The following is a 21,350-nucleotide window of genomic DNA, read 5'->3' as shown; positions in this document are numbered from 1 at the left end:
CTCGGTTGGATTGACGAGCGAGCATGCGCTCGGCTCAGAAGAAGCGCGTCGGCCGGCGCAGGCTCGCCGGCTGATGGCGCGCGACGCGCGCGGCGCCGGACTGCACGTGCGTGCGGCGCGTGGTGGCGCGCTTGTACCAGACGGGCGTCGCCGCCTGCTTGACCCGCCAGTTGCGGCGCTTCGGCGCCGACGCGGCGGTGCTGCCGAGCCACGACGATGCGGACGGCGAGCCGGAGCCCGACGTGCCCGCCTGGTCAACCGCGTCGGTCGCGCCGCCGACCGCCGAATGCCACGCGGCGTTCAGGTCCTGCTCGTGCTCGCGCAGGTTGTCGTGAATCGTGGTCTCGACATTGCGCGCGGCGGTCTCGAAATCGCTTTTCATCGTCCGCAGCGCGTCGAGCTCGATCTCGCGCGAGACCTCGGCCTTCACGTCGTTGATGTAGCGCTGCGCGCGGCCGAACAGCGCGCCCGCCGTGCGTGCGACACGCGGCAGGCGCTCGGGGCCGAGCACCACGAGCGCGACGACGCCGATCAGCGCCATCTTCGAAAGACCGAGATCCAGCATGGAGAATGCCCGTCAGCGTGCCGGCGTCACGCCTTGTTCGAATCGGAACGCGTCGTTTCCTTCGCGTTGACGTCCACCGAGCCCGAACGCGGCAGTTGCTGCGCGTCGGCCGAAGGTGCGTCGGCGTCCTTCATGCCGTCCTTGAAACCCTTCACGGCGCTGCCCAGGTCGTTGCCGATGTTGCGCAGCTTCTTCGTGCCGAAAACCAGCGCGACGATCAGCAGCACGATCAGCCAGTGCCAAATGCTCAATCCACCCATGATGAAACTCTCCTCAACCACGCCGCTTGCGGCGCAAATCGCCGGCGCTGCGCCGGCGTCGACCATCGACGCGGGAAACGCCCCGCGCCGTCAACCCATCCGGTGCCAGGGGCGCGGACCCGCCAGGATATGCGCGTGCAGGTGGTACACCTCCTGCCCGCCGCCGGGGCCCGTATTGATCACCGTGCGAAAACCGGTTTCGCCGCCGTGATAGGCCACGCCGAGCTGCTCGGCGAGGCGCGCGACGAGCACCAGCATTCTACCAAGCAGCGGCGCGTCCTCTTCCCCGGCCGACGACAGCGTCGGCAGGTGCTTGCGCGGAATCACGAGCACGTGCGTCTCGGCCGCCGGGCGGATGTCGCGGAACGCGACGAACTCTTCATCCTCGTGCACCTTCGTGCTCGGGATCTCGCCTGCCGCGATCTTGCAGAACAGGCAATTCGGATCGTGACTCATGTTGCTCCTGAGGTGCGCGCCGCGGTGTCAGAACCACGCCTGCGGATCGAGCGCCTTGTTGTCGTTCAAATACAGCCAGCCCTTGATGATACGGTACAGCGTCCAGATCCAGACCGCTCCCAGCACCAGAAAGCCGATGCCGACGAACAGCAGCGCGAAGCCGATCACGTACGCGATCAGCGCGCGCCAGAACGTGCGGATCTGCCATTCGAAATGATCCGCGTACGGCGTCCCGGCCGTGTCGCCGCGCTTCACGTAGTTGATGATGATCGCGATGAGGCCCGTGACGCCGCCCGTCAGCCAGTGCACGGCATAGAGCCCGTACAGCACGTGAGTCAGCGTGCGCAACCCGTTCAGGCGCTCGCTTTCCGCGCTGCCCGGAACCGACGGCGGGAACTGGCTTGGCGTATCCGTCATGATGCTACCCCCGTTCGATGACAATTCTTACAGTTTGCCACGATATGCCGGCCGGCCGCGCGACGATGCGTGTCAGCCGCCGTTTTCCTCGCGCTCGCGACGCTTGCGCAGTGCCTTTTCCTCGATGCCGGACATCCCTTCGCGACGCTCGAGCTCGGCGATCACGTCGGCCGGGCTCAGGTCGAAATGGGACAGCATCACGAGGCAATGGAACCACAGGTCCGCCACCTCGCCGACGAGCGCCGTCGGCGCGCCACCCTGGCGCACGTCCTTCGCGGCGAGCACGACCTCGGTCGCCTCCTCGCCGATCTTCTTCAGCACCGCGTCGTCGCCCTTGTGGAACAGGCGCGATACGTACGATTGATCGGGATCGCCACCCTTGCGGCTGTCGATCACGGCCGCGAGGCGCAGCAGCGTGTCTTCGGTCGTTTGCGTCATTTGTAGATGTGTTCGGGGTCTTTCAGCACCGGCTCGACCGCGACCCAGTCGCCGCCTTCGACGGTGCCTTCGAATTTCTGGAAGAAGCACGAATGCCGGCCGGTGTGGCACGCGATGCCCGACACCTGCTCGACCTTCAGCAGCACGACGTCCTCGTCGCAATCGAGGCGCACCTCGTGCACGTGCTGCACGTGGCCCGACTCCTCGCCCTTGAACCACAGGCGCTTGCGCGAGCGCGAATAATAGACGGCCCGCCGGGTTTCGATCGTTTTCGCCAACGCCTCGCGGTTCATCCACGCGAACATCAGCACGTCGTTGGTCGACGCTTCCTGCGCGATCACCGGCACGAGGCCGTTGTCGTCCCAGCGGACCTTGTCGAGCCACGCCGGCATTGCGTTTTCCGTGCTCATCACAACCTCACCGGAATGCCCTGGCCGGCCATGAAGCGCTTCGCCTCGCCGACCGTGTGTTCGCCGTAGTGGAAGATGCTCGCCGCGAGCACCGCATCCGCGCGGCCGTCCTTGATGCCGTCCGCCAGGTGCTGCAGCGAGCCGACGCCGCCCGACGCGATCACCGGCACCGGCACCGCGTCCGACACGCCGCGCGTGAGCGCGAGGTCGAAGCCCGACTTCGTGCCGTCGCGATCCATGCTCGTCAGCAGGATCTCGCCCGCGCCGAGCTCGGCCATCCTGCGCGCCCACTCGATCGCGTCGAGCCCGGTGCCCTTGCGGCCACCGTGCGTGAACACTTCCCAGCGCGGCGTCTCGCCGTCGGCGGACACGCGCTTCGCGTCGATCGCGACGACGATGCACTGCGAGCCGTACTTGTCGGCCGCGTCGCGCACGAGCTGCGGGTTCGCGACCGCGGACGAGTTCATGCTGACCTTGTCCGCGCCCGCGTTCAGCAGGCGCCGGACGTCCTCGACGGCGCGCACGCCGCCGCCGACCGTCAGCGGGATGAAGACCTGCGACGCGACCGCCTCGATGATCGGCAGGATCAGGTCGCGCTGGTCGGACGTCGCGGTGATGTCGAGGAACGTCAGTTCGTCGGCGCCCTGCTCGTCGTAGCGGCGGGCGATCTCGACGGGGTCGCCCGCGTCGCGCAGTTCGACGAAGTTGACGCCCTTGACGACGCGCCCGGCGGTAACGTCCAGGCAGGGAATGATGCGTTTAGCTAGAGCCATGATGTGCGCCAAGTGCCGCAAATTGGGACGGCCGCGAGCGGCCGCCCGGTCAGGGCCGCCCGGCGGGCAGCCCCGGCAAGGGTGACGACGGCCGGATCAGGCGTTGTCGAGCTCGCCGTTCAGTTCGTCCGCGCGCTTCTGCGCGGCCGCGAAGTCGAGATCGCCGGAGTAGATCGCACGGCCGCAGATTACGCCTTCGACGCCGTGCTCTTCCACTTCGCACAGCTTCTCGATGTCGTTGAGGTTCGACAGGCCGCCGCTCGCGATCACCGGAATGCCGACCGCCTGCGCGAGCTTCACGGTCGCCTCGATGTTGATGCCCTGCAGCATGCCGTCGCGGCCGATGTCCGTGTAGACGATCGATTCGACGCCGTAGTCCTCGAACTTCTGCGCGAGGTCGATCACCTCGTGCCCCGTCAGCTTGCTCCAGCCGTCGGTCGCGACCTTGCCGTCCTTCGCGTCGAGGCCGACGATGATGTTGCCCGCGAACGCGCTGCACGCGTCCTGCAGGAAGCCCGGGTCCTTCACGGCCGCGGTGCCGATGATCACGTAGGACAGGCCCGCGTCGAGGTACTTCTCGATCGTCTCGAGGCTGCGGATGCCGCCGCCGAGCTGCACGGGAATTTCATCGCCGACCTCTTCGAGGATCGCCTCGATCGCGTCGAGATTCTTCGGCTTGCCGGCGAACGCGCCGTTCAGGTCGACGAGATGGAGCCGCCGGGCGCCGAGGTCGACCCACTTGCGGGCCATCGCCGCGGGGTCCTCGGAGAAAATCGTGGCCTGGTCCATATCGCCCTGTTTGAGGCGCACACACTGACCGTCTTTGAGATCGATGGCCGGAATCAGCAACATAGCAATCGGTTGTCGTCTGGGGAAAGGAAAAAGATTCGACGCGCACCGGCCGTTTCCGGCGCCGCGTCGTCTCGCTAGTTTAGTACAACTCGTTCAGCGGTTAGGGCCTGTTCCCGCCAATAACGGGCTTGCGAACGTGCCTTTCCGGTCGCAGTGCAAGGAGAGAGGAGCGCCGTTTGGCCGAGCCAAACAAGCGACGATCGACGCCGCAATGCGGCCGGAAAGGCACGTTCCCCTGATTTGAAAAAACCACTCGCGGGGCTGGCCACCAGAAGGGCCGATCGCCGCGTCATGCTCCTTGCGAATACGCCCGGTATTCGCGGCGTCCCATTCCTTGCGCTCGGCCCTTCTGGTGGCCAGCGCAAGCCCGTTATTGGCGGGAACAGGCCCTCGCGAGCCCCGTGCGACGGGCGTTCCGCGCCCGCCGAATGTGGTTCGCGCGCCACGTTTACGGTTTCCAGTGTACGAAGTTGCGATACAGACGCAACCCGACTTCCGCGCTTTTCTCCGGGTGGAATTGGGTCGCGAAGAGATTGTCCCGCGCGACCGCGGACGTAAACGGCGCACCGTAGACCGTTTCGCCGACCGTATGCGCCGGGTTGTCCGGCACCACGTAATAGCTGTGCACGAAGTAGAAATAGGCGTCGTCCGGCACGCCGTCCCACAACGGGTGCGGCTGCGACTGGCGCACGCGGTTCCAGCCCATCTGCGGCACCTTGAAGCGCGAGCCGTCGTCCTGCAACTGGCCTGCGAGATCGAAGCGCACGACCTTGCCGGGCAGCAGCCCGAGGCCGTTCGTGTCGCCTTCGGCGCTCCAGTCGAACAGCATCTGCTCGCCGACGCAGACGCCGAGCAGCGGCTTCGTGCGCGACGCCTCGATCACGGCCTCCTGCAGACCCGACTCGCCGAGGCAGCGCATGCAGTCCGGCATCGCGCCCTGGCCGGGCAGCACGACGCGGTCGGCTGCGCGGATCGCGGCCGGCGTGTCGACGATCGCCACGTCGGCGGCCGGTTCGGCTTTCATGAGCGCCTGCGCGACCGAGCGCAGGTTGCCCATCCCATAATCCACAATCGCAATCGAAGTTTTCATCTCAGTGCAGGCAGTAGCGCCCTCAGTCCGTTGACGATGAATTCCACCGCCAGCGCCGACAGCATCAGTCCCATCAGCCGCGTGGCGATGTTGATGCCGGTGCGGCCGATCCAGTTCGCGATCGGCTCGGCGAGCCGCATCGCAAAGAAACACAGGCAGGCGAGGACCGCGCCGATCGCGACGAGCCCCACCCGGTCATACCAGTGACGCGAGTTCGCCGCATAGATGATCACCGTGCTGATCGAGCCGGGGCCCGTCAGCAGCGGGATCGCGAGCGGCACCACCGCGATGTTGTCCTTCTGCTCGGCTTCGTGGCGCTCCTCCGGCGTCGAGCGGGTGTTGCCGGCCTGCGCGTTCAGCATGCTGATCGCCATCAGCAGCATGATGATCCCGCCGCCCACCTCCAGCGAGCCGACCGAAATGCCGAAGAAGTCGATGATCTGCTGGCCGAGCAGCGTCGTCACCGTGATCACGCAGAACACCGACACCGACGCGATCCGGATCGTCCGGCGCCGCTCGTCGTCCGTCTGCTGCGCGGTCAGGCTCAGGAAAAACGGCACCGCGCCGACCGGGTTGATCAGCGCGAGCAGCGAAATGAACGATTTGAGCAGATCCATCGCAAGCCGGCGCGACGCGCCGAAGCCGTGAGGTTGTCTTGTCCGTGCGTCCGTTCAGAAGGCGAGGTTCAGAGGCTGCCCTTCGTCGACGGGACCTGCCCCGCCGCGCGTTCGTCGAGCTCCGCCGCCATCCGCAGCGCGCGGCCGAAGGCCTTGAACACCGTCTCGAGCTGGTGGTGCGCGTTGATCCCGCGCAGGTTGTCGACGTGCAGCGTCACGCCCGCATGGTTCACGAAGCCGCGGAAGAATTCGATCGACAGGTCGACGTCGAAGGTGCCGATCCGCGCGCGCGTGAACGGCACGTGGAATTCGAGGCCCGGACGGCCCGAGAAGTCGATCACGACGCGCGACAGCGCCTCGTCGAGCGGCACGTACGAATGGCCGTAGCGGCGGATGCCCTTCTTGTCGCCGATCGCCTTCGCGACCGCCTGGCCGAGCGTGATGCCGACGTCCTCGACCGTGTGGTGATCGTCGATATGCGTGTCGCCATGCGCCTCGACCTCGAGATCGACCAGGCCGTGTCGAGCGATCTGGTCGAGCATATGGTCGAGGAACGGCACGCCGGTCGCGAGCTTCTGCTGGCCGGTGCCGTCGAGATTGAGCTTCACACGGATCTGCGTTTCGCTGGTATTGCGAACGACTTCCGCCACACGCATGGCAATTCCTTGACTGAGTCGATGTAAATGGGGATTGATCGTTTCGCGCCGCGGCGCCGTCAGGCTCGACCGGGCAGCGCGAGTTTCAATGCGGCCAGCAGGCGGGCGTTTTCATCGGGAGAACCGACGGTCAGCCGCACGCATTCGGCCAGCAACGGATGCATTTTACTCACGTTTTTGACCAGCACCCGCTCGGTCAGCAGCGCGTCGAACACGGCCGCCGCGTCCGGCACGCGCACCAGCAGGAAATTGCCGGCGCTCGGGAACACCGTCACGCCCGGCAGCGCGGCCACCGCTTGCGCAAGGCGCGCGCGCTCGGCGCGCAGCTCGGCCGCCTGTGCATCGAGCACGTCGAGGTGATCGAGCAGGAAATCGGCGGTCGCCTGCGTCAGCACGTTGATGTTGTACGGCGGACGCACCTTGTCGAACTCCGCGAGCCACGCCGGCAGCCCGGCGAGGTAGCCGAGGCGGATGCCCGCGAGGCCGAGCTTCGACACCGTGCGCATCACGACGACGTTGTCGAACTCCGCCGCGCGCGGCAGCCACGAGCGCTCGGCGAACGGCTGGTATGCCTCGTCGATCACGACCAGGCTGTGCCGCGCGGCCGCGATGATGCGCTCGACGCCGGCGGCGTCGTACAGCGTGCCGGTCGGGTTGTTCGGGTACGCGAGGTAGACGAGCGCCGGACGGTGCTCGGCGATCGCCGCGAGCATCGCGTCGACGTCGAGCGTCAGGTCGGCCGCGAGCGGCACGCCGACGAACTCGAGCTGCGCGAACTTCGCCGACAGCTCGTACATCACGAAGCCCGGCACCGGCGCGAGCACCTTCGCGCCCGGCTTCGCGCACGCGACCGACATCATGCTGATGATCTCGTCGGAGCCGTTGCCGAGCAGCACGTCGCACGCGGCCGGCACGCCCATCGTGCGGCGCAGCTTGTCGATGAGCGCGGCCGGGCGCGGCGCCGGATAGCGGTTCAGCGCGACCTGCGCGAGGCGCGCGCCGAGCGCCGCCGCGAGCGGTTCGGGCAGCGGGTACGGGTTCTCCATCGCGTCGAGCTTCACGAACCCGCTCGCGTCCGGCACCGGGTAGCTCGTCATCGCGAGCACGTCGCGGCGAATGATGTCTTGTGGCGTCGTCATGGTCTTGCAGGCCGGCGTGCATTGCGCCGGCGTCAATGGGTCAGCGCGGCGACAGCCGCCGCGCCCGTCTGCGGCCCGGCAATCAGCCCTGGCCGCCGCCTTTCATCCGGTATTCGGCGCTCTTCGCATGCGCCTGCAGCCCTTCGCCGTACGCGAGCTCGGACGCGATCTCGCCGAGCGTATGCGCGCCTTCGGCGCTGACTTCGATCACGCTCGAGCGCTTGATGAAGTCGTACACGCCGAGCGGCGACGAAAAGCGCGCGGTGCGCGACGTCGGCAGCACGTGGTTCGGGCCCGCGCAGTAGTCGCCGAGGCTCTCGCTCGTATAGCGGCCGAGGAAGATCGCGCCGGCGTGGCGGATCTGCTGGCCCCACTGCTGCGGCTCCAGCGCCGAAATCTCGAGGTGCTCGGGCGCGATGTCGTTCGCGATCCTGCACGCTTCCGCCATGTCGCGCACCTTGACCAGCGCGCCGCGGCCTTCGAGCGACGCGCGGATCACGGCCTCGCGCGGCATCGTCGGCAGCAGCTCGTCGATCGCCTTCTCGACGCGCTCGATGAACGACGCGTCCGGGCACAGCAGGATCGACTGCGCGAGCTCGTCGTGCTCGGCCTGCGAGAACAGGTCCATCGCGACCCAGTTCGGGTCGGTGGTGCCGTCGCACAGCACGAGGATCTCCGACGGCCCGGCGATCATGTCGATGCCGACCGTGCCGAACACGCGGCGCTTCGCCGACGCGACGTACGCGTTGCCGGGCCCGCAGATCTTGTCGACGGCCGGCACGGTCGCGGTGCCGTACGCGAGCGCGGCCACCGCCTGCGCGCCGCCGATCGTGAACACGCGGTCGACGCCGCCGAGCAGCGCCGCGGCGAGCACGAGGTCGTTCTTCACGCCGTCCGGGGTCGGCACGACCATCACGATCTCGCCGACGCCCGCGACGCGCGCGGGAATCGCGTTCATCAGCACCGACGACGGATAGGCCGCCTTGCCGCCCGGCACGTACAGGCCGACGCGGTCGAGCGGCGTGACCTTCTGGCCGAGCACCGTGCCGTCGCTTTCCGTGTACTGCCAGCTATGGCTGCCGCATTCGATCTTCTGCTTCTCGTGATACCCGCGCACGCGCGCCGCGGCCGCTTCCAGCGCCGCGCGCGCCTTCGGCGCAAGGCCGTCGAGCGCTTCCTGCAGCGCTTCCTGCGGCAGCTCCAGCGCGGCGACGCTGTCCGCGCCCAGCCGGTCGAAGCGGTTCGTGTAGTCGAGCACCGCGGCGTCGCCGCGCGCCTTCACGTCGGCGAGGATCTGCGCGACCGAGCGCTCGATCGCGTCGTCTTCGCTCGCCTCGAACGCGAGCACCGCGCGCAGCGCGGCATCGAAGCCTTCGCTCGTCGAATCGAGTTTGCGGATGGTGATGGACATGGGAGTTCCGTTACGGTGTGCGCTCACGCGCCATCGCGCGACGCGCGTTCGAACGCGTCGAGGATCGGCTTGAGCGCCGCGCGCTTCAACTTCAGCGCAGCCTGGTTCACGACGAGGCGCGACGAGATCTGCATGATCTCCTCGACCTCGACCAGATTGTTCGCCCGGAGCGTGCCGCCCGAGCTGACGAGGTCGACGATCGCGTCGGCGAGGCCGACGAGCGGCGCGAGCTCCATCGACCCGTACAGCTTGATCAGGTCGACGTGCACGCCCTTCGCGGCGAAGTGCTCGCGCGCCGCTTCGACGTACTTCGTCGCGACGCGCAGGCGCGCGCCCTGGCGCACCGCCTTCGCATAGTCGAAGCCGGCGGGCACCGCGACCGACAGCCGGCAGCGCGCGATGTTCAGGTCGATCGGCTGGTACAGGCCCGAGCCGCCGTGCTCGATCAGCACGTCCTTGCCGGCCACGCCGAAGTCGGCCGCGCCGTATTCGACGTAGGTCGGCACGTCGCTCGCGCGCACGATGATCACGCGCAGGTTCGGGTTGGTCGTCGGCAGGATCAGCTTGCGCGACGTTTCCGGATCCTCGGTGACCTGCACCCCGGCGGCGGCGAGCAGCGGCAGGGTTTCCTCGAAGATCCGGCCCTTCGACAGGGCAAGGGTCAACGGCGCGCTCATGCTTGGCTCCCGGAAACGCGGCGCACGTTCGCGCCGACGGCGGTCAGTTTGGCTTCCATCCGGTCGTATCCCCGGTCGAGGTGATAGATGCGGTCGACGAGCGTCTCGCCGTCGGCGCGCAGCCCGGCGATCACGAGGCTCGCGGACGCGCGCAGGTCGGTGGCCATCACGTTCGCGCCCGACAGTTTCTCGACGCCCGTCACGAGCGCCATGTTGCCGTCGATCGTGATGTTCGCGCCGAGCCGGTTCAGCTCCTGCACGTGCATGAAACGGTTCTCGAAAATGGTTTCGACGACCTGCGCGGTGCCCGTCGCGACCGTATTGAGGGCCATGAACTGCGCCTGCATGTCGGTCGGGAACGCCGGGTATTCGGACGTGCGGATCGTCACCGCGGACGGCCGGCGATCCATCTTCACGCGCAGCCAGGTGTCGCCTTCCTCGACCGTCACGCCGGCCTCGCGCAGCTTGTCGATCACCGCGTCGAGGATGTGCGGGCGCACGCCCGTCAGCGTCACGTCGCCGCCCGCCGCCGCGACCGCGCACAGGAAGGTGCCGGCCTCGATGCGGTCAGGAATGACCGAATGACGCGCGCCGTGCAGCCGCTCGACGCCCTGGATCACGAGCCGGTCGGTGCCGATGCCGTCGATTTTCGCACCCATTTCGACCAGCAAGTGTGCGAGATCGCTCACTTCCGGCTCGCGCGCGGCGTTCTCGATCACCGTTTCGCCGTCGGCGAGCGTCGCCGCCATCAGCAGGTTCTCGGTGCCCGTCACCGTGATCATGTCGGTGACGATGCGCGCGCCCTTCAGGCGCTTCGCGCGCGCCTCGATGAAGCCGTGCTCGATGCTGATCTCGGCGCCCATCGCCTGCAGGCCCTTGATGTGCTGGTCGACCGGCCGCGCGCCGATCGCGCAGCCGCCCGGCAGCGACACCTTCGCCTCGCCGAAGCGCGCGAGCAGCGGCCCGAGCACGAGGATCGACGCGCGCATCGTCTTCACGAGCTCGTACGGCGCGACGAGGTTGTCGACGCGCGACGCGTCGAGCCGCACGTGGCTGCCGTCCGTCTCGCTCTTCACGCCCATCTGGTTCAGGACCTTCAGCGTGGTGCGGACGTCCTTCAGGTTCGGCACGTTGTCGAGGTGGACCGGATCGGCCGTCAGCAGGCCCGCGCACAGAATCGGCAGCGCCGCGTTCTTCGCGCCCGACACGACGATCTCGCCGGACAGCCGGCGGCCGCCTTCGATCACGAGCTTGTCCATCCCATGTCCCTGCGTATCCCGATTGCCGGCCGGGTGTGCCGCGGCGACGCTCTCGACGGCGTCGCGCTCGTTGACGGTGACTTGCACTCAGTGGTTCCGGTTATGCGTTCTGCCATTCGGCGGGCGTCAGCGTCTTCATGCTGAGCGCGTGGATTTCCTGTTTCATGCGGTCGCCGAGCGCCGCATAGACGAGCTGATGCCGCTGGATCGGCCGCTTGCCCTCGAAGGCCGGCGACACGATCGTCGCGAAGAAGTGCTGGCCGTCGCCTTCGACTTCCAGATGCGTGCAGGCGAGCCCGCCCGCGATGTATTGCTTGACCTGTTCGGGAGTCGGCAACATGTGATGCTCCTGTCGGTGCGCGCCGGACCGCGCGCGGCGCCGCGCTCCCCGAGGGGAGCGGCGCCGCGCGCGGCGGCCGATTCATATCAATGACGCAGTTTGTAGCCGGTCGCGAGCAGCCGCATCGCGAACAGCGCGAGCAGCACGAAGAAACCGGCGACGATCGCGAGGCTCGCGAGCGGGTTGATGTCGGACGCGCCGAAGAACCCGTAGCGAAAGCCGTCGATCATGTAGAAAAACGGGTTGAGACGCGAGATTTCGCGCCACACGGGCGGCAGCGAATGCGTCGAGTAGAACACGCCGGACAGGAACGTCAGCGGCATGATCAGGAAGTTCTGGAACGCGGCGAGCTGGTCGAACTTCTCCGCCCAGATCCCGGCGATGAGGCCGAGCGTGCCGAGGATCGCCGCGCCGAACAGCGCGAACCCGAGGATGAACGCGGGCGCCGCGAACTGCATCGGGATGAACCAGACCGTCACGACGAACACGCCGGCGCCGACCGCGAGCCCGCGCACGACGGACGCCAGCACGTACGCGCCGTAGATGTCCCTGTACGACAGCGGCGGCAGCAGCATGAACACGAGGTTGCCGGTGATCTTCGACTGGATCAGCGACGACGAACTGTTCGCGAACGCGTTCTGCAGCACGCTCATCATCACGAGGCCCGGCACGAGGAAGCTCACGTACTCGACGCCCGGATACACCTCGACGCGGCCCGACAGCGCATGGCCGAAGATCGTCAGGTACAGCAGCGCCGTGACGACGGGCGCGAGCACCGTCTGGAACGACACCTTCCAGAACCGCAGGATTTCCTTGTAGAACAGCGTCTGAAAACCGCTCATGCCAGCCCCTCGATCACCTCGGCCCCGTTCATCACCTGGACGAACACATCCTCGAGGTCGGCCTTCCTGACCTCGATCTCGTCGAACGTGCAGCCGGCGGCGCGGCACTGCGCGAGGATGCGCTCGACGTCGTCGTAGTTCGCGAGCCGCAGCAGGTGTTCGCCGGGCGCACGGGCGGCCGGATCGGTTTCGAGCGCGCGCAGCTCGGCGGGCAGCGCGCCGAGCGCGAAGCGCAGGTACAGCTGCAGGCCCGCGAAGCGCTGCAGCAGCGCGTCGGTGCGCTCGAGCGCGACCACTTCGCCCCGGCGCAGCATCGCGATGCGGTCGCACAGCGACTCGGCTTCCTCGAGGTAGTGGGTGGTCAGCACGATCGTGTGACCTTCGCGGTTCAGGCGCGAGATGAATTTCCACAGCGTCTGGCGCAGCTCGACGTCGACGCCGGCGGTCGGCTCGTCGAGCACGATCACGGGCGGCCGGTGCACGAGCGCCTGCGCGACCAGCACGCGGCGCTTCATCCCGCCCGACAGCGCGCGCATGTTCGCGTCCGCCTTCTCGGTCAGGTCGAGATTGGCCATCACCTCGTCGATCCAGTCGTCGTTGTGGCGCAGCCCGAAGTAGCCGGACTGGATCCGCAGCGTCTCGCGCACCGTGAAGAAGGGATCGAACACCAGTTCCTGCGGCACGACGCCGAGCGCGCGGCGCGCGGCCCGGAAGTCCTTGACGACGTCATGGCCGCGCACCGAGATGCTGCCTTCGTCGGCCCGGGCGAGCCCGGCGAGGATGCTGATGAGCGTGGTCTTGCCTGCGCCGTTCGGGCCGAGCAGACCGAAAAACTCGCCTTCCTCGACCGACAGGCTGACGCCCTTGAGCGCCTGAAGCGACTTGTAGCGCTTCTTGACGTGACGGATTTCTATGGCTGACATGGACTGTGCGCGGCGCAACGGCCGCGACGCCTATTCTGTGCTTGCTGCGAAAGAAAATTGGGGCCCGACGCCGACCGGCAGTCCCGCAAAACGCTTGATTATAGGGCAAACCGGCGGGAGGGGACGGCCATCGGAATCGGCCGTTCGGCAGCCGGCGCCCCGCAGGGGCCGGCGTTCAGCGGCAGGGTCAATGTCGCCCGTTGATGAGCGCGTCGACGCCGTAGGCCTGCGCGAGGCTGGCGAGCTTCGGAGGGAAATTGAGGATGTCGAGGCGGGCGCCGCGCGCCTTTGCGGCGCGCTGCCATGCGAGCAGCACGGCGAGCGCGGACGAGTCGAATTCCGCGAGCGCCGCGCAGTCGACAGCGGTGGCGCCCGCGCCGATCTGCGCGAGCCCCGCCGCAAGCGCGGCCTTCGCGCTCGCGTGGGTCAGCGTGGAACCGGCTGCGAAGCCGCTCACGACGCCTGCTTGCCGGCGGCAAGCTCCTGATTGCGCTGCGCGAGGAACTGGATCAGGCCGTCCACGCCGCTTTGCTGGATCTTCTCGTTGAACTGCTGCTGGTACGTCTGGATCAGCCACGCGCCGAGCACGTTCAGGTCATACACCCGCCAGCCCTGCTGCGTCTTGTACAGGCGGTAGTCGATCTGGACCGGCTGGCCGTTGTTCATCGCGACCGTCTTGACCACGACGTCGGTGTCCTCCGGGCTTGCGCGGAACGGCGGGTACTGGATCTGCTGATCCGGCTTCAGCTGCGCGATCGCGCCCGAGTACGTGCGGATCAGCAGCATCTTGAACTGCTCCATCACCTGCTGCTGCTGCGCCTGCGACGCCTCGCGCCAGTGGCGGCCCATCGCGAGCTGCGTGGTGCGGCGGAAATCGGTGTACGGCAGGATGTCCTTGTTGACGATCGTCATGATGCGGTTCGTGTCGCCCTGCTTGATCGTCTGCTGCTTCACTTCATCGAGCACCTGCTGCGTCGCGCTCTTGATCAGCGCTTGCGGGTTCGACTGGTCGACCTCCGCGTAGGCCGCGCCGCCGAACGAGAACAATGCCGCGAAGACCGGGATCAGGAACAGTTTCTTCATAATATTGGCCTGCATGTATGAGTCGATGCGAAGGTTGGAGCCGGTAGCTTACGCGCAAGTTCGCGCGCGCCGCCGGCATAATCGTTTCCGGCTGTAACGAATGTAAGTCCGATCAATGCAGCCGGATGCTCGGGATGCGCAGCCCGCCGGGCGCGGGCGGCGTCACCTGCATCGGCGGCACGTGCGTTGCGCTGGCCGGATTCGGCGCACCCGCCGCTTCCGACCCCGGCGCCGGTGCAGCCGCACCGGATGCACCCGCCGGCGCCGCCGCGCCGTCATCCGGCAGGTCGTATTTCGGCAGCGCTTCGCTGTCCGACGATCCGCCCGCCTCGCCGCGTGCGTTGCTGATCAGCATCTGGCGCCGCTGCAGGTACGCATTGCGCACGAACGAGTACTTGTCGATCGCCGCCGCTTCCAGCACGTCGCCCGCGCCGAGCAGGTTCGAGCGCGTATTCACGAGGTTCAGGCCGAACAGGCCATAGCTCACGCCGTCCGGCTTCACGTAGGTCAGCGGATTGCCGAGATAGTCGACGCCGAGGCCCGCCGCGTCGCGCACGGTGCTCGGGCCGAGGAGCGGCAGCACGAGGTACGGGCCCGCCGGCATGCCGTAGCGGCCCATCGTGACGCCGAAGTCGGCCGTGTGCTTCGGCAGCTTCGCGATCGTCGCGACGTCGAACAGGCCGCCGACACCGAACACGGTGTTGATCACGACGCGCATGATGTCGCCAACGCCGTCCGCGATCCGCAGCTGAACGAGGTTGTTCGCCGCGATGTAGACGTCGCCGATGTTCGAGAAGAAGTTCGTCACGCTGTCGCGCACCGGCTGCGGCACCACGTACTGATAGCCCTTCGCGACCGGCTTCACCGCATAGGCGTCGACGGTGTCGTTGAACTTGTACATCGTCCGGTTGAAGCCCTCGAGCGGATCGCCCTTGGTCGGCGTCTGCACGGTGGCGCAGCCGCTCAGCGCGGCTGCCGCAGCCACCGCGAGCGCGGCGTGCCTGATCCGAATCGTCTGCATGATCGTTTCCCCCTCTTATTGTGATCTCTCGTGTGGTTATTGGGCGCCGGACGCGGCAGGCGCCGTCGCGGCAGGCGCGCCGGAGGCCGGTTTCGCACCGCCGGCGTCCGCCGCCTTGCTGTACAGGAACTGGCCGATCAGGTTCTCGAGCACGATCGCCGACTGCGTCATCGCGATCGTGTCGCCCGCCTTCAGCATCTCGGAATCGCCGCCCGGCTCGAGGCCGACGTACTGCTCGCCGAGCAGGCCCGACGTCAGGATCTTCGCGGACGAGTCCTTCGGGAACTGGTATTGCTTGTCGAGATCGATCGTCACGAGCGCCTGGTAGGTGTTCGTGTCGAAGCCGATCGCCTTCACGCGGCCGACCACGACGCCCGCGCTTTTCACGGCGGCGCGCGGCTTCAGCCCGCCGATGTTGTCGAATTTCATCTTCACCGCGTAGGTCGGCTGAAACGATAGCGAACTCATGTTGCCGACCTTCAGCGCAAGGAACAGTACCGCCAGGAAGCCCACCACCACGAACAGGCCGACCCAGAAGTCGAGAGCAGTCTTTTTCATCGTCATCCCAAAATATGGCTTGGCTGAGGCTTAGCTGAACATCAGCGCGGTCAGCAGGAAATCGAGGCCGAGTACGGCGAGCGACGCGAACACGACCGTCTTGGTGGTCGCGCGCGACACGCCTTCAGGCGTGGGCTTCGCCTCATACCCTTGAAACAGTGCAATGAAGGTCACGGCGAACCCGAACACGATGCTCTTCAGCACGCCGTTGCCGACGTCGGCCCAGACCTCGACGCCGCCTTGCATCTGCGACCAGAACGCGCCCGGATCGACGCCGATCAGCACGACCCCGACGAAATAGCCGCCGAGCACGCCGACCGCGTTGAAGATCGCCGCGAGCAGCGGCATCGCGATGATCCCCGCCCACATGCGCGGCGCGATCACCGTCTTGATCGGATCGACCGCCATCATCTCGAGCGCGGTGAGCTGCTCGCCGGCCTTCATCAGGCCGATCTCGGCGGTCAGCGACGTGCCCGCGCGGCCCGCGAACAGCAGCGCCGTGACGACCGGCCCGAGCTCGCGCACGAGCGACAGCGCGACGAGCAGGCCGAGCGCCTGCTCGGACCCGTAGCGGTTCAGCGTGTAGTAGCCCTGCAGGCCGAGCACGAAGCCGACGAACAGGCCCGATACCGCGATGATCACGAACGAGTAGTTGCCGAGGAAGTGGATCTGCTTCGTGACGAGCCGCGGCCGGCGCAGCAGCGGGAAGAACTCCAGCACGAGCCGCACGAACATGCGGGCGCCATAGCCGGCGCGCACGAGGCCGCCGTTGACGAAACGTCCGATCGCGCTGATCATGCGCGCCCTCCGCCGAGCCCGAAATCCGCGCCGAGCGGCGGGCTCGTGTAATGAAATTTGAACGGGCCGTCCGGCGCGCCGTCGATGAACTGGCGTACGCTCGGATCGGTCGACGCACGCAGCTCGTCGGGAGTGCCCTGCGCGAGCACGCCGCCGTTGGCCAGGAAGTACACGTAGTCGGCGATCGCGAACGACTCCGGCACGTCGTGCGTGACGAGGATCGACGTCGCGCCGAGCGCGTGGTTCAGCGTGCGGATCAGGTTCGCGGTGATGCCGAGCGAGATCGGGTCGAGGCCCGCGAACGGCTCGTCGTACATGATCAGCTGCGGATCGAGCGCGATCGCCCGCGCGAGCGCGATGCGCCGCGCCATGCCGCCCGACACCTCGGACGGCATCAGGTCGCGCGCGCCGCGCAGGCCCACCGCGTTGAGCTTCATCAGCACCAGGTCGCGGATCAGCTCCTCGGGCAGGTCGGTATGCTCGCGCAGCGCGAACGCGACGTTGTCGAACACCGACATGTCGGTGAAGAGCGCGCCGAACTGGAACAGCATGCCCATCTTGCGGCGCAGCGCGTACAGGCCGTCGCGCGTCTGCGCGCCGACGTCGGCGCCGTCGAACAGCACCTGGCCGCGGCGCGCGCGCACGAGCCCGCCGATCAGGCGCAGCACGGTGGTCTTGCCGCAGCCCGAGCCGCCCATGACCGCGACCACCTGCCCGCGCGCGAAGCGCAGGTTCAGGTTCGACAGGACGAGGCGGTCGCCGTAGCCGAAGTCGACATCGCGGAGTTCCAGCAGGGTCTCGGAAGTGGTGGGGGCGCTCACGGAGCTGACATTCCTTTTACGCAGAACGCCGAATTATAGGGCCTGCATCGGAATGATGTCGTGACGTCGCCCTCGGCCTTCCGGTCAATGAATGTCAAATTATCCGGGAAACAATTGCTGCAACGCAATAATCCTTGCCCGGTAATCCGCGGCCCCGGTCACCGCGCTGACCACCGCGACGCTGCCGACGCCCGTCGCCAGCACGGCCGGCAGCGTGTCCGGCCCGACCCCGCCGATCGCGACGAGCGGCGCCCGCGCGCCCGCGAAGCGCGCGTAGCGGGCGATCCGGGCAAGCCCCTGCGGCGGCGCGGCGACCGCCTTGGTCGTGGTCGCGAACACCGGCCCGAGCGCGAGATAGCTCGGGCGCACGTGCAGCGCGCGCAACATTTCGTAATAACCGTGACTCGACAGGCCGAGCCGCAGCCCCGCGCGCGCGATCGCCGCAAGGTCGGCCGTCTCGAGGTCCTCCTGGCCCAGATGCACGCCGTATGCCCCTGCTTGCGCGGCAATTTGCCAGTAATCGTTGATGAACACGCGCGCGTCCGGATGGCGGCGACCGGCGGCGACCGCGCGCGCGATTTCCGCGCGCAGCAGGTCCGGCGCGGCGCCCTTCACGCGCAGCTGCACGGTCAGCACGCCGCAGTCCAGCACCCGCTCGACCCATTCCGCGCTCGGCACGACCGGATACAGGCCGAGCCGCGCGGGACACGGCGGAAAGGCCGGCTCGGGCGCGGGCGGCAGCCCGGCGACGCGCGGGAACCGCGCGGGGTTCACCGGCCATGCGCCTGCGTCGTCATCGACGGCGGCCTCGTCGCCGTCGCGCCACGCGAGCGCGAGCACCAGCGCATCGGGCGGCGCAAAGCCGCAGTCGAGGAACGCGGCGAACGCGGGCATCCAGTCGTCCGCGAGCGGGTGCGCGGCGTCGAGCGCGATGCGTTCGCCCGCCCGGTGCAGCACCGCGCGGCGCTCGCCGAATTCGACGACCGCCACGCCGGACGACGCCGGCCGCGACGCGGCCGACGCTTGCGCGCGCGCCGCATGGTCGCCTTCCGACACGATCAGCACGTCGCCGTCGGCCGGCAGGTCGGGCGGCGCGACGCACAGCCGCCACGACGCCGCGCCGCGCGGCCACTCGCCGAGCCGCGCGCGAATCCGCTCGGCCGCCTCCGTCAGCTCGTCCGCGGGCGGCCAGAATGCGGCGGCCAGCCCCGCGCTCACGCGCCGCCCCCGTCCTGGTGCCAGAACGGCATGCCGACGACCGGCGTGCTCGCGTGCGCGGTTTCGCGCGCATCCATCGGCCCCGCGAGGTACGCGGCCCGGCCGGCGGCGACGCCCTGCGCGAATGCGCGCGCCATGATTTCCGGATGGGTCGCCTGCGACACCGCCGTGTTCAGCAGCACGCCGTCGAAGCCCCACTCCATCACCTGGCACGCGTGCGACGGCACGCCGAGCCCCGCGTCGACGATCAGCGGCACGTCCGGCAGCCGCTCGCGCAGCACGCGCAGCCCGTACGGGTTCACGACGCCCTTGCCGGTGCCGATCGGCGCGCCCCACGGCATCAGCGCCTCGCAGCCGACGTCGAGCAGGCGCCGGCCGATCACGAGATCCTCGGTGCAGTACGGCAGCACCTTGAAGCCGTCCTTGACCAGTTGCGCGGCGGCCTCGATCAGGCCGACCGGGTCGGGCTGCAGCGTGTAGTCGTCGCCGATCAGCTCGAGCTTGATCCAGTCGGTCTCGAACACCTCGCGCGCCATGTGCGCGGTGGTCACCGCCTCGGCGACGGTCTGGCAGCCGGCCGTATTCGGCAACAGCGGCACCGCGTGACGCTTGAGCAGGTCGAAGAAGCCGGCTTCGGCGGTGCCGCCGCTCATCTGGCGGCGCAGCGCGACCGTCACGAGGCCGGGCTGCGCGGCCGCGATCGAATCGGACAGCGACTGCAGCGACGGATAGCGCGACGTGCCGAGCAGCACGCGGCTTGCGAAGGGTTCGCCGTACAGCGTCAGCGCATCGGCGCAAGGGAGTGACGTCATCTCGTGTTCCTGGAAAGATCGGGGACGCACCGGCGGCGCTCAGCCGCCCGCGACGGGGTGCACGACGTCGAGCTTGTCGCCCGCCGCGAGCGCGCGCGCCGCATGCTGCGCGCGCGCGACGAACGTGCCGTTCAGCGCAACCGCGAACGGCGGCCGCGCGCCGTACGCGGCGAGCGCGTCGGCGACCGTCGCGCCGTCGGGCAGCGTGAGGGTCTGCTGATTGATCTGAATATTCATGGCTTGCTTCGTCGAATACGGGAGGCGACGCGCGTCAGGCCGGCTGGCGCGTGGCGTCGCGGTGATGAAGGAGATCCGGCCAGCGTGCCGCGCCGCGCCACGCGGCGAACGCGTCCGCGCCGCCGAACGTACTGCCCAGCGCGCCGGACAGCGCCGCCTCGGCGAACGCGACCGCCGCGTGCGCGACCTCCGGCGCGATCATGAAGCCGTGCCGGTACAGCCCGTTGACGGCAAGCGTCGCGGCGCCGTCCCAGATCAGCGCCGGGCGATGGTCGGGCAGCGTCGGCCGGCACTGCGAATTCAGTTCGAGGATGCGGGCCTCGCCGAACGCCGGATGCACGGAGAACGCGGCGCTCAGCAACTCCAGCGCGGAGCGCACGCTGACGGGCGACATGTCCTCGCCCTCCACTTCGGTCGCACCGATCACGTACAGGTCGTCCTGCTTCGGCGCGATGTACAGCGGATAGCGCGGATGCAGCAGCCGCACCGGCCGCGTCAGCCCGATGCCCGGCGCATGCACGCGCGCGACCTCGCCGCGGATGCCGCGCAGCGCGGGCAGCACCGGCTTCGCGCCGAGCCCGCGGCAGTCGATCGTGAAATGCGCGTCCGGCAGGTTGTGCGCGTCGATCGCGACGTGCCAGTGCGTGGCGACACCGCGCTGCGCGAGGCCCGCGGCAATGGCGCGCAGCGCCTGGCGGTTGTCGAGCTGGCCTTCGCGCGGCAGCAGCAGGCCGCGCGCGAAGCGGCCCGCGAGCGCCGGCTCGACCGCATCGACCTGCGCGCCGGCAAGCGTGACGAGGCCGCCGTCGAGCAGCGCGGCCGGCGCGTTCGCGCGCACGCGCCGCTCGAACAGCGGCGCCTCGGCGCGATCCGCGTGATGCCAGACGATAAGCGTGCCGTCGTGCTGGAAGAACACCGGCTCGGGAAGCTCGGCGAGCCACTGCGGCCACCGCGCGAGCGACGCCACGCCGAGCTCGGTGATCAGCCGTTCCGCGCTGGCGGCCTCGGCGAGCGGCGCGAGCATCGCGGCCGCGATCCACGCGGCCGACTGCTCGCCATCGGGGCCGCCGCGCTCGTAGAGCGCGACGCGATGCCCGTTGCCCGCGAGCCGCCACGCGATCAGGCGGCCGACGAGGCCGCCGCCCAGCACGGCGAAATCCGGGCGAGAAATTGGCGTGCTCATTGGACGCCCTCCCCCCGAAAAGCGCGTCCATGCGGAGCGGACACGCGTGCGCGATCCCGTGCGAACGCGCGCGGGGCGGGACAAAAGACTGAAGATTGATCGGCCATCGAATCCTTCCGTAACGCGCGTCGCGCGTACCCAAAAGGACGAAACCGGCAGCAAAGGCCGGCCGGACGGAACAGCGCGCTGGCAATGGGGACGCAGCCAGCGCAGCCCGGCGGGATCGGAAACTTCCCGCGCCGGTATTACCCGGATCGGGTGCGAAGGGTCTCTCTCAGCCTCGCTGCGGCGCCGGTATCTCTGCCGGCCGTGCACGAAGCACCCCTGTTTCGTCGACGGCCATTAGACCATAAAAGCGGAAACCGCCGCAAACTGTCCCCGGTCGGCAATTTCACCGATGCCGCGCGCCGCTCTGGCACAATGCCCGCAGGCCGGTGCGCTCGGGCGCGCCGGTTGTCGTCTCACCGCTGGCCGTTAAGTGCCGTTTAAGACGG

General features: G+C 68.4%; 28 protein-coding genes and 1 riboswitch. All 28 genes read right to left on the bottom strand.

Features of this window, described 5'->3' with window-relative positions; all coding sequences use genetic code 11:
- Positions 1-34: 34 nt before the first annotated feature.
- The gene (tatB, locus tag KY49_RS00565; RefSeq protein ID WP_042582953.1) at positions 35-565 is read right to left on the bottom strand and encodes a Sec-independent protein translocase protein TatB; all 531 of its coding nucleotides are present in this window, start codon (positions 563-565) and stop codon (positions 35-37) included.
- A 26-nt stretch (positions 566-591) separates the two neighbouring features.
- Positions 592-825, bottom strand: coding sequence for a Sec-independent protein translocase subunit TatA (gene tatA / locus KY49_RS00560; protein WP_042584484.1), 234 nt, complete (start codon positions 823-825; stop codon positions 592-594).
- 90 nt (positions 826-915) lie between these two features.
- Positions 916-1,281: a histidine triad nucleotide-binding protein gene (locus KY49_RS00555; RefSeq protein WP_010092879.1), complete on the bottom strand. Its 366-nt coding sequence runs from the start codon at positions 1,279-1,281 to the stop codon at positions 916-918.
- Between the two features lie 27 nt (positions 1,282-1,308).
- Positions 1,309-1,698: a DUF4870 family protein gene (locus KY49_RS00550; RefSeq protein ID WP_042582952.1), complete on the bottom strand. Its 390-nt coding sequence runs from the start codon at positions 1,696-1,698 to the stop codon at positions 1,309-1,311.
- 72 nt (positions 1,699-1,770) lie between these two features.
- Positions 1,771-2,136: a phosphoribosyl-ATP diphosphatase gene (locus KY49_RS00545; RefSeq protein WP_010092881.1), complete on the bottom strand. Its 366-nt coding sequence runs from the start codon at positions 2,134-2,136 to the stop codon at positions 1,771-1,773.
- Positions 2,133-2,546 carry a phosphoribosyl-AMP cyclohydrolase gene (gene hisI / locus KY49_RS00540; RefSeq protein WP_042582951.1) on the bottom strand — a complete coding sequence of 138 codons (414 nt, stop codon included), beginning with the start codon at positions 2,544-2,546 and terminating at the stop codon, positions 2,133-2,135. Before hisI ends, KY49_RS00545 begins: the two co-directional genes overlap by 4 nt.
- Positions 2,546-3,319, bottom strand: coding sequence for an imidazole glycerol phosphate synthase subunit HisF (hisF, locus tag KY49_RS00535; RefSeq protein WP_010092883.1), 774 nt, complete (start codon positions 3,317-3,319; stop codon positions 2,546-2,548). Before hisF ends, hisI begins: the two co-directional genes overlap by 1 nt.
- Positions 3,320-3,415: 96 nt before the next feature.
- Positions 3,416-4,171 carry a 1-(5-phosphoribosyl)-5-[(5-phosphoribosylamino)methylideneamino]imidazole-4-carboxamide isomerase gene (gene hisA, locus KY49_RS00530; protein WP_010092884.1) on the bottom strand — a complete coding sequence of 252 codons (756 nt, stop codon included), beginning with the start codon at positions 4,169-4,171 and terminating at the stop codon, positions 3,416-3,418.
- Between the two features lie 448 nt (positions 4,172-4,619).
- A complete protein-coding gene (gene hisH, locus KY49_RS00525; protein WP_042582950.1) occupies positions 4,620-5,261 on the bottom strand; it encodes an imidazole glycerol phosphate synthase subunit HisH in 642 nt (213 codons plus the stop codon).
- Positions 5,258-5,878, bottom strand: coding sequence for a YchE family NAAT transporter (locus KY49_RS00520; protein WP_010092886.1), 621 nt, complete (start codon positions 5,876-5,878; stop codon positions 5,258-5,260). The genes hisH and KY49_RS00520 overlap by 4 nt, the downstream gene beginning before the upstream one ends.
- Positions 5,879-5,946: 68 nt before the next feature.
- Positions 5,947-6,534, bottom strand: a complete 588-nt coding sequence (gene hisB, locus KY49_RS00515) for an imidazoleglycerol-phosphate dehydratase HisB (RefSeq protein WP_010092887.1) — start codon at positions 6,532-6,534, stop codon at positions 5,947-5,949.
- A gap of 59 nt (positions 6,535-6,593) precedes the next feature.
- Complete coding sequence (hisC, locus tag KY49_RS00510) at positions 6,594-7,673, bottom strand: histidinol-phosphate transaminase (protein ID WP_029226625.1); 1,080 nt, start codon at positions 7,671-7,673, stop codon at positions 6,594-6,596.
- Between the two features lie 82 nt (positions 7,674-7,755).
- Positions 7,756-9,084, bottom strand: coding sequence for a histidinol dehydrogenase (gene hisD, locus KY49_RS00505; RefSeq protein WP_010092889.1), 1,329 nt, complete (start codon positions 9,082-9,084; stop codon positions 7,756-7,758).
- A gap of 23 nt (positions 9,085-9,107) precedes the next feature.
- The gene (gene hisG / locus KY49_RS00500; protein WP_042582949.1) at positions 9,108-9,761 is read right to left on the bottom strand and encodes an ATP phosphoribosyltransferase; all 654 of its coding nucleotides are present in this window, start codon (positions 9,759-9,761) and stop codon (positions 9,108-9,110) included.
- Positions 9,758-11,107, bottom strand: a complete 1,350-nt coding sequence (gene murA / locus KY49_RS00495) for a UDP-N-acetylglucosamine 1-carboxyvinyltransferase (RefSeq protein WP_042582948.1) — start codon at positions 11,105-11,107, stop codon at positions 9,758-9,760. Before murA ends, hisG begins: the two co-directional genes overlap by 4 nt.
- 13 nt (positions 11,108-11,120) lie before the next feature.
- Positions 11,121-11,360, bottom strand: coding sequence for a BolA family protein (locus tag KY49_RS00490; RefSeq protein WP_006406983.1), 240 nt, complete (start codon positions 11,358-11,360; stop codon positions 11,121-11,123).
- Positions 11,361-11,446: 86 nt separating this feature from the next.
- Positions 11,447-12,202, bottom strand: coding sequence for an ABC transporter permease (locus KY49_RS00485; RefSeq protein ID WP_042582947.1), 756 nt, complete (start codon positions 12,200-12,202; stop codon positions 11,447-11,449).
- A complete protein-coding gene (locus tag KY49_RS00480) occupies positions 12,199-13,125 on the bottom strand; it encodes an ABC transporter ATP-binding protein (RefSeq protein WP_042584483.1) in 927 nt (308 codons plus the stop codon). Before KY49_RS00480 ends, KY49_RS00485 begins: the two co-directional genes overlap by 4 nt.
- A gap of 187 nt (positions 13,126-13,312) precedes the next feature.
- Positions 13,313-13,582: an STAS domain-containing protein gene (locus KY49_RS00475; protein ID WP_010092895.1), complete on the bottom strand. Its 270-nt coding sequence runs from the start codon at positions 13,580-13,582 to the stop codon at positions 13,313-13,315.
- Complete coding sequence (locus KY49_RS00470) at positions 13,579-14,208, bottom strand: MlaC/ttg2D family ABC transporter substrate-binding protein (protein ID WP_042582946.1); 630 nt, start codon at positions 14,206-14,208, stop codon at positions 13,579-13,581. The genes KY49_RS00475 and KY49_RS00470 overlap by 4 nt, the downstream gene beginning before the upstream one ends.
- Positions 14,209-14,320: 112 nt before the next feature.
- The gene (locus KY49_RS00465) at positions 14,321-15,229 is read right to left on the bottom strand and encodes an MlaA family lipoprotein (RefSeq protein WP_042582945.1); all 909 of its coding nucleotides are present in this window, start codon (positions 15,227-15,229) and stop codon (positions 14,321-14,323) included.
- A gap of 36 nt (positions 15,230-15,265) precedes the next feature.
- Positions 15,266-15,793, bottom strand: a complete 528-nt coding sequence (gene mlaD / locus KY49_RS00460) for an outer membrane lipid asymmetry maintenance protein MlaD (protein ID WP_042582944.1) — start codon at positions 15,791-15,793, stop codon at positions 15,266-15,268.
- A 24-nt stretch (positions 15,794-15,817) separates the two neighbouring features.
- Positions 15,818-16,585 carry a lipid asymmetry maintenance ABC transporter permease subunit MlaE gene (gene mlaE / locus KY49_RS00455; RefSeq protein WP_042582943.1) on the bottom strand — a complete coding sequence of 256 codons (768 nt, stop codon included), beginning with the start codon at positions 16,583-16,585 and terminating at the stop codon, positions 15,818-15,820.
- Complete coding sequence (locus KY49_RS00450; protein ID WP_042582942.1) at positions 16,582-17,406, bottom strand: ABC transporter ATP-binding protein; 825 nt, start codon at positions 17,404-17,406, stop codon at positions 16,582-16,584. Before KY49_RS00450 ends, mlaE begins: the two co-directional genes overlap by 4 nt.
- A 99-nt stretch (positions 17,407-17,505) precedes the next feature.
- On the bottom strand, positions 17,506-18,624 hold the full coding sequence (gene thiE / locus KY49_RS34885) for a thiamine phosphate synthase (RefSeq protein ID WP_082062285.1): 1,119 nt from the start codon (positions 18,622-18,624) through the stop codon (positions 17,506-17,508).
- Positions 18,621-19,436 (bottom strand): thiazole synthase, encoded by an 816-nt coding sequence (locus KY49_RS00440; protein WP_042582941.1) that lies wholly within the window; start codon positions 19,434-19,436, stop codon positions 18,621-18,623. The genes thiE and KY49_RS00440 overlap by 4 nt, the downstream gene beginning before the upstream one ends.
- A gap of 39 nt (positions 19,437-19,475) precedes the next feature.
- Entirely contained in the window at positions 19,476-19,673 is a 198-nt protein-coding gene (gene thiS / locus KY49_RS00435; RefSeq protein WP_042582940.1) for a sulfur carrier protein ThiS, read from the bottom strand.
- A gap of 34 nt (positions 19,674-19,707) precedes the next feature.
- The gene (locus KY49_RS00430) at positions 19,708-20,856 is read right to left on the bottom strand and encodes an FAD-dependent oxidoreductase (protein ID WP_042582939.1); all 1,149 of its coding nucleotides are present in this window, start codon (positions 20,854-20,856) and stop codon (positions 19,708-19,710) included.
- A gap of 214 nt (positions 20,857-21,070) precedes the next feature.
- Positions 21,071-21,192, bottom strand: a riboswitch (TPP riboswitch).
- Positions 21,193-21,350: the final 158 nt, after the last annotated feature.

It is taken from the genome of Burkholderia sp. MSHR3999 (assembly GCF_000833595.1).
GTDB classification, from domain to species: Bacteria; Pseudomonadota; Gammaproteobacteria; order Burkholderiales; family Burkholderiaceae; genus Burkholderia; species Burkholderia ubonensis.
This window is presented reverse-complemented; position numbering and strand designations above follow the sequence as displayed.

What these genes read in the sequence shown, in the direction of transcription:
- KY49_RS00550 (WP_042582952.1), bottom strand. Translation starts at nt 1,698, where the DNA reads ATGACGGATACGCCAAGCCAGTTCCCGCCGTCGGTTCCGGGCAGCGCG.
- hisD (WP_010092889.1), bottom strand. Translation starts at nt 9,084, where the DNA reads ATGTCCATCACCATCCGCAAACTCGATTCGACGAGCGAAGGCTTCGAT.
- KY49_RS00480 (WP_042584483.1), bottom strand. Translation starts at nt 13,125, where the DNA reads ATGTCAGCCATAGAAATCCGTCACGTCAAGAAGCGCTACAAGTCGCTT.
- mlaE (WP_042582943.1), bottom strand. Translation starts at nt 16,585, where the DNA reads ATGATCAGCGCGATCGGACGTTTCGTCAACGGCGGCCTCGTGCGCGCC.
- KY49_RS00430 (WP_042582939.1), bottom strand. Translation starts at nt 20,856, where the DNA reads ATGAGCACGCCAATTTCTCGCCCGGATTTCGCCGTGCTGGGCGGCGGC.
- mlaD (WP_042582944.1), bottom strand. Translation starts at nt 15,793, where the DNA reads ATGACGATGAAAAAGACTGCTCTCGACTTCTGGGTCGGCCTGTTCGTG.
- KY49_RS00490 (WP_006406983.1), bottom strand. Translation starts at nt 11,360, where the DNA reads ATGTTGCCGACTCCCGAACAGGTCAAGCAATACATCGCGGGCGGGCTC.
- hisG (WP_042582949.1), bottom strand. Translation starts at nt 9,761, where the DNA reads ATGAGCGCGCCGTTGACCCTTGCCCTGTCGAAGGGCCGGATCTTCGAG.
- hisH (WP_042582950.1), bottom strand. Translation starts at nt 5,261, where the DNA reads ATGAAAACTTCGATTGCGATTGTGGATTATGGGATGGGCAACCTGCGC.
- KY49_RS00545 (WP_010092881.1), bottom strand. Translation starts at nt 2,136, where the DNA reads ATGACGCAAACGACCGAAGACACGCTGCTGCGCCTCGCGGCCGTGATC.
- KY49_RS00440 (WP_042582941.1), bottom strand. Translation starts at nt 19,436, where the DNA reads ATGACGTCACTCCCTTGCGCCGATGCGCTGACGCTGTACGGCGAACCC.
- hisC (WP_029226625.1), bottom strand. Translation starts at nt 7,673, where the DNA reads ATGACGACGCCACAAGACATCATTCGCCGCGACGTGCTCGCGATGACG.
- hisB (WP_010092887.1), bottom strand. Translation starts at nt 6,534, where the DNA reads ATGCGTGTGGCGGAAGTCGTTCGCAATACCAGCGAAACGCAGATCCGT.
- hisF (WP_010092883.1), bottom strand. Translation starts at nt 3,319, where the DNA reads ATGGCTCTAGCTAAACGCATCATTCCCTGCCTGGACGTTACCGCCGGG.
- KY49_RS00465 (WP_042582945.1), bottom strand. Translation starts at nt 15,229, where the DNA reads ATGCAGACGATTCGGATCAGGCACGCCGCGCTCGCGGTGGCTGCGGCA.
- hisI (WP_042582951.1), bottom strand. Translation starts at nt 2,546, where the DNA reads ATGAGCACGGAAAACGCAATGCCGGCGTGGCTCGACAAGGTCCGCTGG.
- KY49_RS00485 (WP_042582947.1), bottom strand. Translation starts at nt 12,202, where the DNA reads ATGAGCGGTTTTCAGACGCTGTTCTACAAGGAAATCCTGCGGTTCTGG.
- tatA (WP_042584484.1), bottom strand. Translation starts at nt 825, where the DNA reads ATGGGTGGATTGAGCATTTGGCACTGGCTGATCGTGCTGCTGATCGTC.
- KY49_RS00555 (WP_010092879.1), bottom strand. Translation starts at nt 1,281, where the DNA reads ATGAGTCACGATCCGAATTGCCTGTTCTGCAAGATCGCGGCAGGCGAG.
- thiS (WP_042582940.1), bottom strand. Translation starts at nt 19,673, where the DNA reads ATGAATATTCAGATCAATCAGCAGACCCTCACGCTGCCCGACGGCGCG.
- KY49_RS00520 (WP_010092886.1), bottom strand. Translation starts at nt 5,878, where the DNA reads ATGGATCTGCTCAAATCGTTCATTTCGCTGCTCGCGCTGATCAACCCG.
- KY49_RS00470 (WP_042582946.1), bottom strand. Translation starts at nt 14,208, where the DNA reads ATGAAGAAACTGTTCCTGATCCCGGTCTTCGCGGCATTGTTCTCGTTC.
- hisA (WP_010092884.1), bottom strand. Translation starts at nt 4,171, where the DNA reads ATGTTGCTGATTCCGGCCATCGATCTCAAAGACGGTCAGTGTGTGCGC.
- tatB (WP_042582953.1), bottom strand. Translation starts at nt 565, where the DNA reads ATGCTGGATCTCGGTCTTTCGAAGATGGCGCTGATCGGCGTCGTCGCG.